Raw genomic sequence first — 15,190 nt, 5'->3', positions numbered from 1 at the left:
CTTTTGCATAATCATTTTAATGATTTTTATTTATATTGAAATAATATTTTGTGTACTATATCCTCCTATCACTTCTTTTACCCCCACCTATTTCCCTTATAAAAGCAAGTCCTCTCAAAAATCCAGTAACTAATCATCTTCATTTTTTAACCTTTTTTCAATTACAATTTTTATAAAATACCAATTCCATTCTCCACTTTATATTACGAGAAAGAAAAGAAAACAAAAAATCAACCGAACGGTTGATTTTTTATCTCCTACTATAATGCGCAGTATCAATACCACGCTGCATTAACCAATGATATGTTTCACCTTTTACAACAAGAGGTACAGATTGCAACTCTTCTATCGTCTTCGCACCAAGAGCTGTCATAATAAATTTCAAATCTGTATGTAGAAGCTCAATTTCATCCACTAATTTCTCGATACCATCTTGCATTAAAATACGTAAAAAGTAACCAGCAAACGCTGTTGTATTCGCCCCTAATGCGATTGCTTTCGCTACGTCAAGCGCTGTCTGTATACCCCCTGATGCAATAAAAGAGAGGTTATTATTTGTAGAGGTTGCTTCAATAATCGAGGTTGCTGTTTGTATGCCCCAGTTATTAAAATAAGAAAGCATTCGCTGTCTTCTTTCATTTTCAACAGCAGCAAAATTCGTACCACCTTGCCCACCAATATCAATTGCCGTTACACCTACGTTCGCTAACTGTTGCATTGTTTCCTTACTCATCCCAAATCCAACTTCTTTTACAATGACAGGAACTTTACTATTTAAAACAATTTTCTCAATACGCTGAAGTACGCCAGTAAAATCACGGTCTCCTTCTGGCATCGTTAACTCTTGTATGACATTTAAATGAATTTGCAATGCATTCGCTTCAATCATATCAACGGCACGCTCTGCCTGCTCGATAGTTGCCTCACTACCTAAATTAGCAAAGAAAATACCATTTGGGTTTACCTTTCTGATCACCTTATAAGAAGCAGCCTCACTTTCATCTTTTAACGCCGCCATTTGCGAACCTACAGCCATAGCAAGGTTATGTTGTTTCGCTACATATGCTAATTGCTCATTGATATGTAACGTTTTCTCTCCTCCACCACCAGTCATCGCATTGATAAAAATCGGCGAACTTAGTGAAAGTTCGCCGATTTTTGTTTCACATGTTATTGTGTCATAATTTGAATTTGGCAAGCTTTGATGCACAAAATCAATATCATGAAAGCCATGCGTACGAGACTGACCAGTAGAAAGAGCGTATTCAATATGATCTAATTTACGTTTTGCCCTTACCACTTGTACCCCTCATTATTTCTTTAATTTTTTCAGTTGTTCACCAATAATATCACTTAATTGGAAAGTAGCAGAATCAGCATTTGGCTCATACTGACTATAATCTTCAATTACATTATTTTCCTCAAGCGCTTCTTTTATACTTAAAGAAATACGTTTCTCTGCTGCGTGAACTTCAAGTACTTTCACTTTTACTTCTTGTCCCATTTCCAATACTTCATTCGGATTTTTCACGTGACGATTTGCAATTTGAGATACGTGTACAAGTCCTTCAACGCCAGGTAAAATCTCAACGAATGCACCAAATGTAACAAGGCGTTTTACTACGCCCTCACGAATATCTCCAGCTTTTATTTCGCCAGCAACGTTTTCCCAAGGTCCTGGTTGAGCTGCTTTAATCGATAAAGAAATACGTTGTGTATCAGCATCAACAGATAACACCTTTACCTTAACCTTTTGACCTTGCTCTAAAACTTCAGAAGGTTGCTCTACACGTTCGTGTGAAATTTGTGAAATGTGAACTAAACCGTCCACGCCACCAACGTTAACGAAAGCACCAAAGTCAGTTAATCGTTGCACTGTTCCTTCAACAACGTCCCCTTCTTTTAATGAAGAAATTGCTTCTTTTTTCTTAGAATCTAGTTCTAATTCTACTACCGCTTTATGCGAAAGGATTACACGATTTTTTTCACGGTCTAATTCAACAATTTTCACCGCTAACGTTTTACCTTTATAGTCAGTAAAGTCTTCTACATAATGTACTTCTACAAGTGAAGCTGGGATAAAACCGCGAACCCCAAGATCCACAACTAATCCGCCATTCACAATATCTTTTACAGTAACATCAAACACATGACCAGAAGTAAATTTCTCTTGTAATTCTACCCATGCTTTTTCTGCATCAACAGCACGTTTAGACAAGACAAGATCATCTTCTTCTAATTTAATAATTTTCAACTCTAGTGTTTGATCTAATTCTACAACATCGCTTGCTTTTTCAATATGAACGTTAGCTAATTCACTAATTGGAATTACGCCATCTGTTTTGTATCCAACATTTACAAGCACTTGTTTCTCTTCAACTTTCGTTACAGAACCTGTAACAACGTCACCAACTTGTAATTCTTTTGAATCCATAACTTCTTCATTCATTTTCTCTACCATGGAAATACCTCCCTACAGAATTGACAAAGCATTTTTTATGTATATACGAAATGAAAACAAAGTTTTCATTTGCATGTTTAAGAATTTCTCATCACATACTTTTTTCAATACCATTCATAAGAAAATATATTAAACCTATATAAATAGTATACAGCAAAACCAGCTTGAAAAAAGTATGTTTTGAAATATAATAGCGAATATATTCTGACAGTTTTATTCCTCTTTAACTAACTTCTTACAAATCAGCTCATTTGTCAAGGAAAGAGACTCACAATTCACGTATCCTTTACATTTCTATTTAAACAAAAAAGAAAGGGGATCATCCCCTTTCTTTATTTCGCAAACACTCCTGAAACAATACTCATAATTTTTTGGACAACTTCTTCAATTGATAAAGAAGTCGTATCTAATTCCAATGCATCATCAGCCTTTTTTAGTGGAGAAACTTCGCGTTCTGAATCTAATTTATCACGCTGAGCAATTTCTTCTTTTAGCTGCTCTAAATTAGAATCGAAACCTTTATTTAAATTTTCTAAATGTCTTCTTTCCGCTCTTTCTTCAACAGAAGCAAGCATAAAGATTTTCACTTCAGCATCCGGTAATACATGTGTACCAATATCACGGCCGTCCATTACAACACCGCCTTTTTTCGCTAAATCTTGCTGACGGCGTACCATTTCTTCACGAACAAGGCGATGCTTTGCTACAATAGATACTCGATTCGTCACATCAGGTGTACGAATTACTTCAGAAACATCTTGTCCATTTAAAAATACAAGCTGTGTATTTTCTCCTTGCTGAAATTCAATATTTACATTCCTTACAACTTCCATTAACTGCTCTTCATTTTCAATATCTACTTTTTGTTCAAGGGCTGCATATGTAAGCGTACGGTACATTGCGCCTGTATCAATATAAACGTAAGAAAGTTCCTTCGCAACAACTTTTGCCACTGTACTTTTACCAGCAGCTGCTGGACCATCTATAGCAATTGAAATTCGTTTATCCATTGTAACACCTCATTTTTTCACTTATAAAACAAAACGAAAAGCAGGTGTTCACCCTGCTTCTTCTCATTTGCTTCACGTCATTAAATCCTCAATTATTGTAGCATAATCCTTCATAGAAGAAAATGAAAACTACCTATTCACCTGTAAGATTTCCGCTTTGTCTTTTACCATGACACCTTCATAATAAACAATTTTAGATAAATATTTCACTGATGACTTATGTATAAATAACAATTGCACAACAGAAAGACAAATAAATTGTATTATTAATATACGAATAAAAATTCTCTCCATCTTTTCCACCGTAATTGCTCCCTCCTATACTATATTTACACATCTCGTTTCGTAATTTTATACATCGTACATATAGCAGTTAATTTTATTGTCATTTGCGAGGCATACTTTTATACATTTCCATTGTCGAATTTACTAAAAACATGTTATGTTCTAAATGTATTTTTTACTTGAAAGGGGTATAAGAATTGAAAAGAATCCTAGTTTTACACACAGGTGGAACAATTGCAATGGAGGAGGATAAAGAAACTGGAGTCGTACAACCAGGTGAAAAAAATCCTCTTTTAAAATTCATTCCTGATTTAGAAGGCGATGTTGATTTAATCGTTGAAGATGTGTTCCATTTACCATCTCCCCATATGACACCGAGCGAAATGTTACAATTACAAGTCATCATTGATGAAAGAGTAAAACAAGACAACATTCATGGCGTAGTCATTACGCATGGTACTGATACATTAGAAGAAACAGCCTATTTCTTAGATTTAACAGTACAAGCAACTATTCCGATCGTTGTGACAGGTGCAATGCGCTCTAGCAATGAATTAGGTGCTGACGGCCTATATAACTTCTTATCAGCTGTAAAGGTTGCTAGTTGTGATGAAGCTGCAGAAAAAGGTGTTTTAGTCGTATTAAATGACGAAATTCATTGCGCTACAAATGTAACGAAAACACATACAAGTAATGTCGCAACATTCCAAAGCCCACAATACGGACCAATTGGAATGGTAACAAAACGCGGCGTTGTCTTCCATCACGCTTTAGTACATCATGAAACATATACGATAAACACAGTGTCTAAAAATGTAGTTGTTCTAAAAGCATATGCTGGCATGGATGATACATTATTAGCAGCAATCGAAAATCTTCCTGTAGACGGTATTGTTATCGAAGCGCTCGGACAAGGTAATCTACCTCCAAGAACACTTCCTAGTCTAGAACGATTATTAAATAAAGGTATTCCTGTCGTATTAGTTTCTCGCTGTTTCAACGGTATCGTTCAAGACGTATATTCGTATGAAGGTGGCGGTAAACACTTAAAAGATATGGGCGTTGTATTCACATACGGCTTAAATGCACAAAAAGCACGTATTAAATTACTTGTCGCATTAGAGAATACAAATTCTCATGAATCCATTCAAAATATGTTTATGCACGAATAGAAAGGAGTTGTCGAGATTTTCTCGACAACTCCTTTTTATTTTTCTCTTGATGCAATTGTTTGCGCAATCGCATCTCCATGAAATCTACCGTTCTCGATAAATATTTCATTTGCATTATTTCCAGCAGCAATGACACCTGCAATGAAAATATTTTCAGCATTCGTTTCCATTCTATCCTCTGTATAAATTGGACGTCCTGTTTCTTCATCAATCTGAACACCCATCTTCGTTAAGAAGCTATGATCAGGATGATAACCAGTCATCGCAAATACAAAATCGTTTTGGATTGTATAAACTTCACCATCAACTGTAAACGTTAATGTATGCTCAGTAATTTCTTTCACATAAGCCCCGAAATGCATTTGAATTGTACCGTTTCGTACTAACGCCTCAAATTCCGGCAAAATCCAAGGCTTTATGCTTGGCGAATACTCAATTCCACGATACAGTACCGTTACACGCGCACCAGCTTTAACAAGTTCTAATGCGGCATCTACACTCGAATTTTTCCCACCTATAACTACTACGTCTCGATCAAAATAAGGATGCCCCTCTTTAAAATAGTGAGCTACTTTCTTCAATCCCTCACCTGGAACATTCATATAATTTGGATTATCATAATATCCAGTTGCTACAACAATATATTTCGCTATATATGTTTCTTTACTTCCGTCACACTTTGTCGTCTCAACTTGAAAAACTCCTCCATCTTTTTGAACTTTCTCCACTCGCTCAAAAGCATTTACACGTACAGATTTACGTTTTACTACTTCACGATAATACGCAAGCGCTTGATTTCGAACTGGCTTACGATTTTCTGTAATAAAAGCTACATCACCAATTTCTAATTTTTCACTAGAAGAGAAAAATGTTTGATGAGTTGGATAATTATAAATGGCATTTACAATGTTTCCTTTTTCAATTACTAACGGATTTATCCCTACCTTTTGCAACGAAATCGCTGCCGCTAATCCGCACGGACCGCCTCCGATTATAATAACTGTTTCTTTCTGCATACTCGTTCACTCCTAGTCTTCTACCAATACACTATTTATAAAAACAAGAAAAAACCTACTTACAGCAGTAGGTACCTATCTTTATTGTATTCATTTTTCATATATTTGTCATCTAAACGAAACGTACATCCGATAGACATCTGCTAAAAACTGCTGAAATTTAATACCTTGTTTCCCTAATACATTCTCAGGATCAATCTTTCTAGCTGGATCAAGCGTTTTATGTGACACGATATCTTTTTTCGGATTTAAGCCAAAGTTTTGGCATAAATACGCATGATACCATGTAAAACGATTATATGCTTCCCAAAAGTTAACATCACCGCCATAACAAAGTTCCACTCCAATGGCCGCCTTATTCGCGTCATAGCCGTATAAGTCATTATCCGTCGGCACACCATATCGAACATGATACGCAACTTCATTTATAGGAATAATCTCCAATATTGTTTTATCATCTATAAATGTATGCGCCGAAGCTTTCGGTTGTAATTCATTAAAGTAATCTCGATTTCCTATCGCATTGCTTCCTGGATTCCCCGTATCATGGCTTACAATAAATCTCACTTTAGTCAGAGGAATCCCCGGCCGTGAACTTCCATATCCAATATAGTTGCGTTCTATAGGAAACATCGCCATTGCTACCAACTCCCGCTCTAGAAGATTACCTTACTTCCTTATATATGTATTCGGTAGCAACGTCCTTATCGCATATTTCTTACACGAAGAGAAAATCGAAAATATTTGAAGTGAACACCATAAACAACAAGATACTTACAGCCACTCCATAAAAACCGTAAAACCAAACACAATCTTCTTTCGTATCTAAACCGAAAAATTTATTTACCGATTGTAATAATGTGCCACGCTTGCTTTGTTTGTTTCGTAATACTTCCACTCGCTCTACAACATCTGCTGGCATCATAAATCTTTGGTCTACTGTCATTTTCATCATTTATCTCTCCTTAAAATCATTTCCGTTTTGTTTATCTAAGGAGAGTATAGCACGTTTGTTCGTATAGAACAAGCGTTCTTTTTTTATTTTTATTTTATTTTTCAGCAAGCCAAGTAAAAATTGAGATTACAACGGCAATAATCGGCCCTACTACAACCACACCAAATATCAAAAACAGTAGCCCTTCCCCGAACATTCTAACGGTACTTACTTTTCGAGCTTTCATCGTTCTTGCAAGTTCTCCCTCTAACCTCTTAACCTTTTCTTCTAATTGTTCTACTCGTTCCAGCATTTCATTCTCCATATATAACACCTCATTTAATACTTCAACAAAAAAACGTGATTCCCTCGAAAGGAAATCACGTTTTCTCAAGATATAATATTTTATACCCAACCTCTGAAGCGGCTTGCTTCAGCCATTTTACGAACACCAACCATGTACGCCGCTAAGCGCATGTTCACTTTACGAACTTGTGCTGTTTCATAAATAGAATCAAATGATCTTACCATTACTTTTTCTAAACGTTGTTCTACTTCTTCTTCAGTCCAGTAGTATCCTTGGTTATTTTGTACCCACTCAAAGTAAGATACTGTTACACCACCAGCACTTGCTAACACGTCTGGAACAAGTAAAATTCCGCGATCTGTTAAAATTTTAGTCGCTTCTAATGTTGTTGGACCATTTGCAGCTTCAACAACGATTTTCGCTTTAATATCATTAGCATTTTCTTCTGTAATTTGGTTCTCAATTGCAGCTGGAACTAAAATATCGCAATCAAGTTCTAACAATTCTTTATTTGAAATTGTATTGTTAAATAGCTTTGTTACTGTACCGAAGCTATCACGACGGTCTAATAAATAATCAATATCTAATCCGTTTGGATCATGTAACGCACCGTAAGCATCTGAGATTGCAATAACTTTCGCACCTGCATCATGCATAAATTTAGCTAAGAAGCTACCAGCATTACCGAACCCTTGGACAACAACGCGTGCACCCTTAATATCAATGCCACGTTTTTTCGCAGCTTCACGAATACAAATTGTTACACCTTTCGCTGTTGCTGTTTCACGGCCATGTGATCCACCTAATACAAGCGGTTTACCTGTAATAAATCCTGGTGAATTAAATTCATCAATACGGCTATACTCATCCATCATCCATGCCATAATTTGAGAGTTTGTGAATACATCTGGAGCTGGAATATCTTTCGTCGGACCTACGATTTGGCTAATTGCTCGTACATAACCGCGGCTTAATCTTTCTAACTCACGGAATGACATTTCACGTGGATCACAGATAATTCCACCCTTACCTCCACCATATGGTAAATCAACAATACCACATTTTAAACTCATCCAGATTGAAAGTGCTTTCACTTCATTTTCTGTTACATTCGGATGGAAGCGAATTCCACCTTTCGTTGGACCAACAGCATCATTATGTTGTGCACGATACCCTGTAAATATTTTAACAGTCCCGTCATCCATACGAACTGGTATTTTCACTGTCATCATACGAATTGGTTCTTTTAATAATTCATATACTTCGTTTGGATAACCCAATTTTTCTAACGCTTCACTAATAACAATTTGTGTTGAATTCAATAGTTCAAAATGTTGTTCCCTTTGTTGTTGTGTTTTTGTTTGAGTTCCCTTTTCGGCTACCATAGTAAGTAAACCCCCTGTAATTTCACTTGTTTAGTAAACCTTCATTGCCTAGTATACACCCTTAAATTTGGAATGCAATAGAAAACGCTAACAAATATATACAAACTATTTTCTGTTGCAAGCGTTTTCACTATTATTATAGTCCTTTTATTACTTTTAGAAAAGTAAAATACTTAAATATTTAAATATTTTTTATTTTACTCAAACATACTCCCATAAAACTGCATATTTTATTTTAAAAAAGTATGTTGGAGTATTTACAATCATCCCTTCCCTTATCCAAATAAAAACAAAACCTCAGCTATGTTGTATTAGCTGAGGTTTTGTTTTTTCACAAAGTAATTGTGTATTTGTTCTATCGCATTAAAATCCATTAATTCTTTACCGTACTCCATGATGCGATAAATAGTTGCGGTAGACGGATTACCGTATTCCGCTAAAATAGCTATAAAATCCGCCTTTAACAATTGAATTTGTTCCTCTTCTTCCATCCAAAGATAGAAGCGCTTATCCCACGTATATAGCTTTCCGCCAGTTACACCAAGGTTATATAAGCGATTCGACAGGTTAATTATGTCATCTAGCGTAGCAAACTCATATAATATATGCTCACTTTCATCTAGAGTCACTTGCATTTCAATAAACTCGTCACGAAACTCATCATCTGTATCCATTTCTTGATTTTCTTTCGTTACAATTACAACCATCCCTTGTGCTTGTAGAGAAAATACTTCAACTGCAATCGGACCATCTGCTTCAAATCCTAATTCCTTATTTGCTTCTTGCATCATATCACGAAATAATTGCTGTACTTTCGGCGCATTTCTCCATAAATCTTCTTTCGTTAATCCTCGTTCAGATAAATCATCAAATGTTAGAAAAATTTTTATCTTATTGTAATTTAATCGTTCCAGCCTCATCTCATACCCTCCCTACGTAACCAATGCATCTAATTTTTATTATATGAAATAGAAAATAGATGGTTCTTTTCGAACAACTATTCCGACATTTTTAACCATTCATCCCATTCTTCTTTTGTATCACCAATTAAGGTTGTTTCAATGTCCAACTGGTTTAGAACGCCTAGCTTTCCGATAAAGCCAACAGAAAGAGATTCCCTTTTTTCTTGTAATAAATTTATAAAGTTCATCGTCTTTTTCATTTCTTGTTCGTCAGCACAAGATACAAATACATATTTCGGCTGTATTTCTTCTACCGCTGACAACATACCATCTTCAGCTAAGCTTGTCCTAATATATATCGCCTCATATCCTTTTAAGCGTAAATACGTTGAAAAAATAAATCCTTGCAATGCATTCTTTTCTAACACAATAACTTTGTGTAAAGAGGAAAACATTGAGGCATTGTGATACACCATTCCTAGACGCGTTTGTAAAAATGATAGTGCATATTGGAATTGCGCCATTGAAATCTCATTATTATTTTTTGACATTAATAAATTGTCTGTCACTCGAAGAACGATACTGGCAACAACCTTCTCTGTTGAATATATACTAAAAGCTTCGTTTAATAATGCAGTAATTGTAATTTCATCAAATTTTAACAAAGCTTGTAGCAAATCGTCCACTAAAACAACTTCTTTATCGAAAGGTATCTCTTTTTGAACTGTACTCTGCAAACGATTCTCTTCTAATAACTGAACTGCTTGTCCAATCATCATACCGGAAGAAACTTTTTCCATTAACCATTTTAAAATTTGAATATGTTCTTCTGTATATAAACGATGCCCAGCTTGATTCCGCTTTGGGGCAATAATTTGATATCGTCTTTCCCATGCACGAAGCGTACTCGGCTGAACTCCAATTATATTCGAAACAGCTTTTATATTATATTTTCCACTAAGAGTTGGCATCATTTCCCTCCGCACAATGTAATGATATGTGTTTGAGCAGGTGCTCGGAAACGAAGTGGTATCAATGTTGTTCCGTACCCATTACTAACAAAGAGAATCGTATTCAAATGGTTATATACGCCACCTTTTAAATATTTTTTAGATGGGAATAATCGGATTTGTCCCCCATGCGTATGTCCACTTAATACAAGTGAAATCTGCTCATTTCCAGACATCTTTTTTATTATATCAGGGTTGTGACTAACTAAGATACGAAAACCTTCTTCTTTACAATCCGCCAATGCCAAATCTAGACGATCACGGTGCAATCCAACATCATCTATACCGAGCAAACAAATTCTCTCTCCTAATTCAGACTCAAATACCACTCTTGTATTATCTAAAACTTTTACGTTATTTTCTAATAATAACGCATCTAATTCATGATATTCTATCTCATAATCATTGTTTCCCCACACAAAATATACAGGAGCTATCTCTCTTAACTTTTGGATATTCGCAGAGATTTTTGATAAAGAGACACCTTTCTCTGCTAAATCTCCTCCGATAATTACTAGATCTACTTTTCCTTTTACTTGTTCAATTAACAAATTCGAAATAACTCTTCTATGAATATCAGAAATAAAAAACACATTTACTTTTTGAAAACTTTTCGGAAATTCTTTAAATACTAAAGTATGTTCCAACACCGTATTACGCGTCGCTTCTTTATACATCACAAGAAGTAATAAAATCCCCATGCCTATGAGAGTACTGAATAATATAATCCATATCATATTTTTTACTCCCCTCCTCATAAAGATAATCCTAGGCTTTTATAACAAATTGTGATCGCCTAATTCACTAGCTCTCTTGCTTTGTGGATTTATCTTTTATCGGAATTTTTAATTCTTGCCCTGCACTCACTTCATCTTCTTGCAAGTTATTATACTTTTTAATGACTTCAATCCCATTTTCATCCGAAAAATATTGCTTCGCTATACTTTCTAAAGTTTCTCCCTCTTTCACAGTATGCGTTATCGCTTTTTCAGACTGTTTCTGTGAATCAGATTTAGCTGAATCAAAGAAGATTACTTCAAACGCACTTTTCCCGGCATTATTACTATCGCCCTTCACCTGAATATATTTATCCGTATACCACAAAATACTAATTGGCAGCAGAATGAATAGAAATGTTAAAACCCGGACGAAAATGTGATTTATTTTAAACTTTTGTTTTTTCTCTTTATTTCTATGAATTTCACTACGCGGCGGTAAACTTTCTTTTTCTTCCACTCGCTCAACTTCTAATTCCTCTTCAAAATCAGGAATTCGTTTCCTCATGTTGTTCACCACCACCTTCCATTTATTTTCTTAATTGGAGTCCCATTATAAAATCAACAAGAAAGTGTGCAAAGATTGTTATAAACAAATTCCCTGTCCATTCAAATACATAACCAAAGACAAAACTAATGAAACAGACGAAACAAAACAAAAATGGCTTTGTTATATAACGAATATGTAACACTGCAAATACTAAACTCGCAATTACAATTCCAAAATGAGTCTGCACTACACCTCTAAATAAAAATTCTTCTGCAAAACCGATTACGAACGTAATAACGAGTAAATGTAGAACCGACATTCCTCGAAACATCTTATCGTTAATACCACCATCATCAAACCAAGACTCTGGAAACACTCGCATTGCAACATAATCTAATAACACAATACCAATCGCTAACAAACCACCTATAATAAGTATAGATACTGGTTCCCATTTCCATAAATTAAACACTTCTTTTACATCTTGAAATAATATATATGCTAGTAAACAGCCAATACCGATAATAATTAACTGTGTTATATATAGATTCAGCCTTATTTCCTGCGGACTCATATCTTCAACATTATGCCTTTGAATGTTCATCATTCCTCCATCTTTTCTAGGCCGAAAAGCTTTTGTAACTCTGTTTCCCAATTATAGTCGAAATCCGATTGTTGCGCTCGTCTTTTTTTATAATCTTCTTTTGTAATACCGCAATAATCGCAGCAATTATTTAACTCTTTCTCTTTCCTATAACCGAACTGTTGCAGCACATATTCACGTCTACATCCTTTAACTCGTATCCATGACTTCATATTTTCTAATTCACTATATTTATTACGCAACCTTATTTCTACTTCAGCTATTAATCGGTTCATAATTTCATCTGACAAACCCTCTAATAATAATCTTCGTTGTTGTATAATTCCAACCTGTTCGAGATGATAACGAACGAAACGCCAATATTGCTCATTAAATCTTGCTGCATTATAACAAATTTCTTCTACATCTTCTATTGGTAATTCTTTCGTTTGAAACATTCTTTCTTGTAGTAAAGAAAATAAAAATTGTATTTGCGACTTACTTGGCAATTCATCCTCAATGATTGAAAGTGGTAAATCATGATCCAACGGACTACACAATAAAATAGCTATACTCGGTTTGCCATCTCTTCCAGCTCTTCCGATTTCTTGTAAGTAAGAAGCTATATTAGTTGGATAATGAAAATGAATAATATATTGCGTATTCGCCTTATTTACCCCCATACCAAATGCACTTGTACATATTACAAGCTGCAATTGATCGTTCATAAACTGCTGTTGAATTAACATACGCTCTTCATGTTCCATACCACCATGATAAAAAGCTACACCAGTAACACCTTTCCCTCTCAAGTATTCCGTTAACCTTTCTGTCCACGCTCTACTTGAACAATATACAATCCCCGGCCCTTGTAAATACATCACCTGCTCCAAAAGCGCCTCTTTCTTTTCTTCTATCGTCTCTACAAATTGCACCTCCATTGCAATATTAGGACGGTCAATAGAGTATACATGTTCCGCGGCACCCTTTAAATTTAAACTGTCTGCGATATCTTGCAGTACCCCTTTTGTCGCTGTGGCTGTCAATGCTAACACTGTAGGAGAACCAATATTTTCAATAACTACATTTAGTTTCTTATAGTCCGGTCTAAAATCATAACCCCATTGAGAAATACAATGAGCCTCATCAACAACAAATAATGAAATATGAATTTTCTTCAATTCCCTAATTAATAACTCCGACTGTAACATCTCTGGTGAAACAAAAATAAATTTATATGAAGATAATTTTTTCATCGCTTCTCTTTTTTCATTTAATGTCCGAAAACTATTAAATGCTATCACTCGGTTTTTCACAACATACTTTAATTGTGTCACTTGATCTTCCATTAAAGATAATAACGGCGATACAACAAGCACTGTTCCTTCTCGCATAAGCCCCGGAAACTGATAGCACATAGACTTTCCTCTTCCAGTCGGAAGCATTGCTATCACATCTTTTCCTTCTAATAAATCTGTAATAACTCCTTTTTGACCTGGACGAAATTCAGAATATCCAAACCACTTATATAAATATTCTTCAAGTTTCATTTACACCCTCCATCCGCGCTAATACAAGACGAACTTCAAAATAAGAGATATCTTCTCCAATCGCTTGTTTCAAAACACGTAACTTCCGCGTTTGCAATGCTTCAATTACTTTTATTACTTTGTCTATCTTTTCTTTTTCCATAAACATTTCAATAGAAAAATCTTTTTCTCGCAAAGCAATTTCAACAAAATGATCTTCTATCGTTGCAACCTTCAAATTCCGAATCGTTGCTATTTCTTCTAAAGAACGCCCTTGTCTCCAAAAATTATATGTTTTTTTCGTGGATAAACTAAATAGTTCAGCTCTCTCATTTGGATAAGATATAATTTCAGCTAATAGCGGAAATTCATTTTCTTTATCACGAACTTCTTGTATAAAGAAATGCATTGTACCCCAAAATAAAAAATACACCCTGAACATATCTTGTTTCGTAATTTCTGCTAATTGTTGCAATGTACAACCAATCCGTTCATAACCCGTTAGTCGATATGTTACAATCGTCGCTTCTATCGCATTACTTTTTTCTAAAAGATTATGTACTTCCGTCCACAGTTTTCTCGCCAATTCACTTCTCTTATATGGCCTTCCTGTTAGAAAACGTTTCACCCACATCATTATTTCTGTATCTTGTTGAATCGGGATAAACTTAGTATTATTCTGTTGTAAATTTGATATAGTTTGAATAATCAATGACAATCTTTTCCAAAATGTTTCACCTAATTCTCCATAATGTAAACCATGCAAATGCGCTGGAAAAGCATAAACTTCCTCCCATTTATGTAACTGCGTTTTACCCTTAGGTGTTAACACATATGTATTTTCATGTATTTCTTGAATAAAATCTGCTTGCAACAACTTTACAACTTCACCATCATAGTCATTTCTATTTAATGATTTATATATTCCGAACAAAAAAGAAATTCTAAACATATTTCCATCTTGTAAAGTTTGCGAAGAACGTTTGCCCTTTAGTAAATAATAAATAGATGAAACGGTTCTTTCACCATTCAATTGTTTTAAACAATGCAACAAAGTATATTGTATTTGCATGACCGCTTCCACCTTCCAATCTTAACTTCATTCTTTTCAGTACAATTACACTATCTACTGTCGCTCATTAAACTTATCATAATAAGAACTATATACTTGTATATATTCTATTGTATCAAACGAAATCATATTTACGTATTTTGAAAATCTTATGACATAATTCAAAAATAAGTTGACACTCTAATTGATAAGCATTATCATTATAATTTTATGTTGAAAAGTTTTACAAACCGTTTTACAATAAGGTTATAATTTTTA

The 15,190-nt window shown here is 34.8% G+C and carries 17 protein-coding genes; 1 reads left to right on the top strand and 16 read right to left on the bottom strand.

Going from position 1 to position 15,190, the window contains the following annotated elements; genetic code table 11:
• Positions 1-250 precede the first annotated feature (250 nt).
• From DOS87_RS07705 to DOS87_RS07690, 4 genes are all read right to left on the bottom strand, one after another.
• Positions 251-1,300: a type 2 isopentenyl-diphosphate Delta-isomerase gene (locus tag DOS87_RS07705; protein WP_000251041.1), complete on the bottom strand. Its 1,050-nt coding sequence runs from the start codon at positions 1,298-1,300 to the stop codon at positions 251-253.
• Positions 1,301-1,312: 12 nt separating this feature from the next.
• Positions 1,313-2,461 (bottom strand): 30S ribosomal protein S1, encoded by a 1,149-nt coding sequence (gene rpsA, locus DOS87_RS07700; protein WP_000229557.1) that lies wholly within the window; start codon positions 2,459-2,461, stop codon positions 1,313-1,315.
• A 332-nt stretch (positions 2,462-2,793) separates the two neighbouring features.
• Positions 2,794-3,471 (bottom strand): (d)CMP kinase, encoded by a 678-nt coding sequence (cmk, locus tag DOS87_RS07695; RefSeq protein ID WP_000361254.1) that lies wholly within the window; start codon positions 3,469-3,471, stop codon positions 2,794-2,796.
• A 129-nt stretch (positions 3,472-3,600) separates the two neighbouring features.
• Entirely contained in the window at positions 3,601-3,774 is a 174-nt protein-coding gene (locus tag DOS87_RS07690) for a YpfB family protein (RefSeq protein WP_000413849.1), read from the bottom strand.
• A gap of 179 nt (positions 3,775-3,953) precedes the next feature.
• Here DOS87_RS07690 and ansA point away from each other — a divergent pair, with 179 nt between their 5' ends.
• Complete coding sequence (gene ansA, locus DOS87_RS07685) at positions 3,954-4,928, top strand: asparaginase (RefSeq protein WP_000822011.1); 975 nt, start codon at positions 3,954-3,956, stop codon at positions 4,926-4,928.
• Positions 4,929-4,963: 35 nt separating this feature from the next.
• Here ansA and DOS87_RS07680 read toward each other — a convergent pair whose 3' ends face one another.
• From DOS87_RS07680 to DOS87_RS07625, 12 genes are all read right to left on the bottom strand, one after another.
• Positions 4,964-5,944: a YpdA family putative bacillithiol disulfide reductase gene (locus DOS87_RS07680; protein ID WP_208730233.1), complete on the bottom strand. Its 981-nt coding sequence runs from the start codon at positions 5,942-5,944 to the stop codon at positions 4,964-4,966.
• Positions 5,945-6,052: 108 nt separating this feature from the next.
• A complete protein-coding gene (locus DOS87_RS07675; protein ID WP_001240655.1) occupies positions 6,053-6,583 on the bottom strand; it encodes a peptidoglycan recognition protein family protein in 531 nt (176 codons plus the stop codon).
• A 79-nt stretch (positions 6,584-6,662) separates the two neighbouring features.
• Positions 6,663-6,899 carry a DUF3961 domain-containing protein gene (locus DOS87_RS07670; protein ID WP_002083150.1) on the bottom strand — a complete coding sequence of 79 codons (237 nt, stop codon included), beginning with the start codon at positions 6,897-6,899 and terminating at the stop codon, positions 6,663-6,665.
• A 94-nt stretch (positions 6,900-6,993) separates the two neighbouring features.
• Entirely contained in the window at positions 6,994-7,203 is a 210-nt protein-coding gene (locus DOS87_RS07665; protein WP_000426765.1) for a hypothetical protein, read from the bottom strand.
• A gap of 80 nt (positions 7,204-7,283) precedes the next feature.
• On the bottom strand, positions 7,284-8,570 hold the full coding sequence (gene gudB / locus DOS87_RS07660; RefSeq protein ID WP_000225173.1) for an NAD-specific glutamate dehydrogenase: 1,287 nt from the start codon (positions 8,568-8,570) through the stop codon (positions 7,284-7,286).
• A gap of 311 nt (positions 8,571-8,881) precedes the next feature.
• Entirely contained in the window at positions 8,882-9,490 is a 609-nt protein-coding gene (locus tag DOS87_RS07655) for a genetic competence negative regulator (RefSeq protein WP_001235399.1), read from the bottom strand.
• A gap of 77 nt (positions 9,491-9,567) precedes the next feature.
• Positions 9,568-10,443 (bottom strand): MerR family transcriptional regulator, encoded by an 876-nt coding sequence (locus DOS87_RS07650; RefSeq protein ID WP_001142721.1) that lies wholly within the window; start codon positions 10,441-10,443, stop codon positions 9,568-9,570.
• Positions 10,443-11,219, bottom strand: coding sequence for a metallophosphoesterase (locus tag DOS87_RS07645; protein ID WP_000637802.1), 777 nt, complete (start codon positions 11,217-11,219; stop codon positions 10,443-10,445). The genes DOS87_RS07650 and DOS87_RS07645 overlap by 1 nt, the downstream gene beginning before the upstream one ends.
• A gap of 67 nt (positions 11,220-11,286) precedes the next feature.
• Positions 11,287-11,766: a LysM peptidoglycan-binding domain-containing protein gene (locus DOS87_RS07640; RefSeq protein WP_001231548.1), complete on the bottom strand. Its 480-nt coding sequence runs from the start codon at positions 11,764-11,766 to the stop codon at positions 11,287-11,289.
• A gap of 22 nt (positions 11,767-11,788) precedes the next feature.
• Positions 11,789-12,352, bottom strand: a complete 564-nt coding sequence (locus DOS87_RS07635) for a CPBP family intramembrane glutamic endopeptidase (RefSeq protein WP_001025781.1) — start codon at positions 12,350-12,352, stop codon at positions 11,789-11,791.
• On the bottom strand, positions 12,352-13,881 hold the full coding sequence (gene recQ / locus DOS87_RS07630; protein ID WP_000762978.1) for an ATP-dependent DNA helicase RecQ: 1,530 nt from the start codon (positions 13,879-13,881) through the stop codon (positions 12,352-12,354). The genes DOS87_RS07635 and recQ overlap by 1 nt, the downstream gene beginning before the upstream one ends.
• Entirely contained in the window at positions 13,871-14,932 is a 1,062-nt protein-coding gene (locus DOS87_RS07625; protein ID WP_001167015.1) for a YpbB family protein, read from the bottom strand. Before DOS87_RS07625 ends, recQ begins: the two co-directional genes overlap by 11 nt.
• Between the last annotated feature and the right edge of the window lie 258 nt (positions 14,933-15,190).

Source organism: Bacillus sp. CR71 (assembly GCF_003429245.1).
Lineage (GTDB): Bacteria > Bacillota > Bacilli > Bacillales > Bacillaceae_G > Bacillus_A > Bacillus_A thuringiensis_S.
Note: the sequence above shows the minus strand (reverse complement) of the source record. Positions and strands in the feature narration are given on the sequence as shown.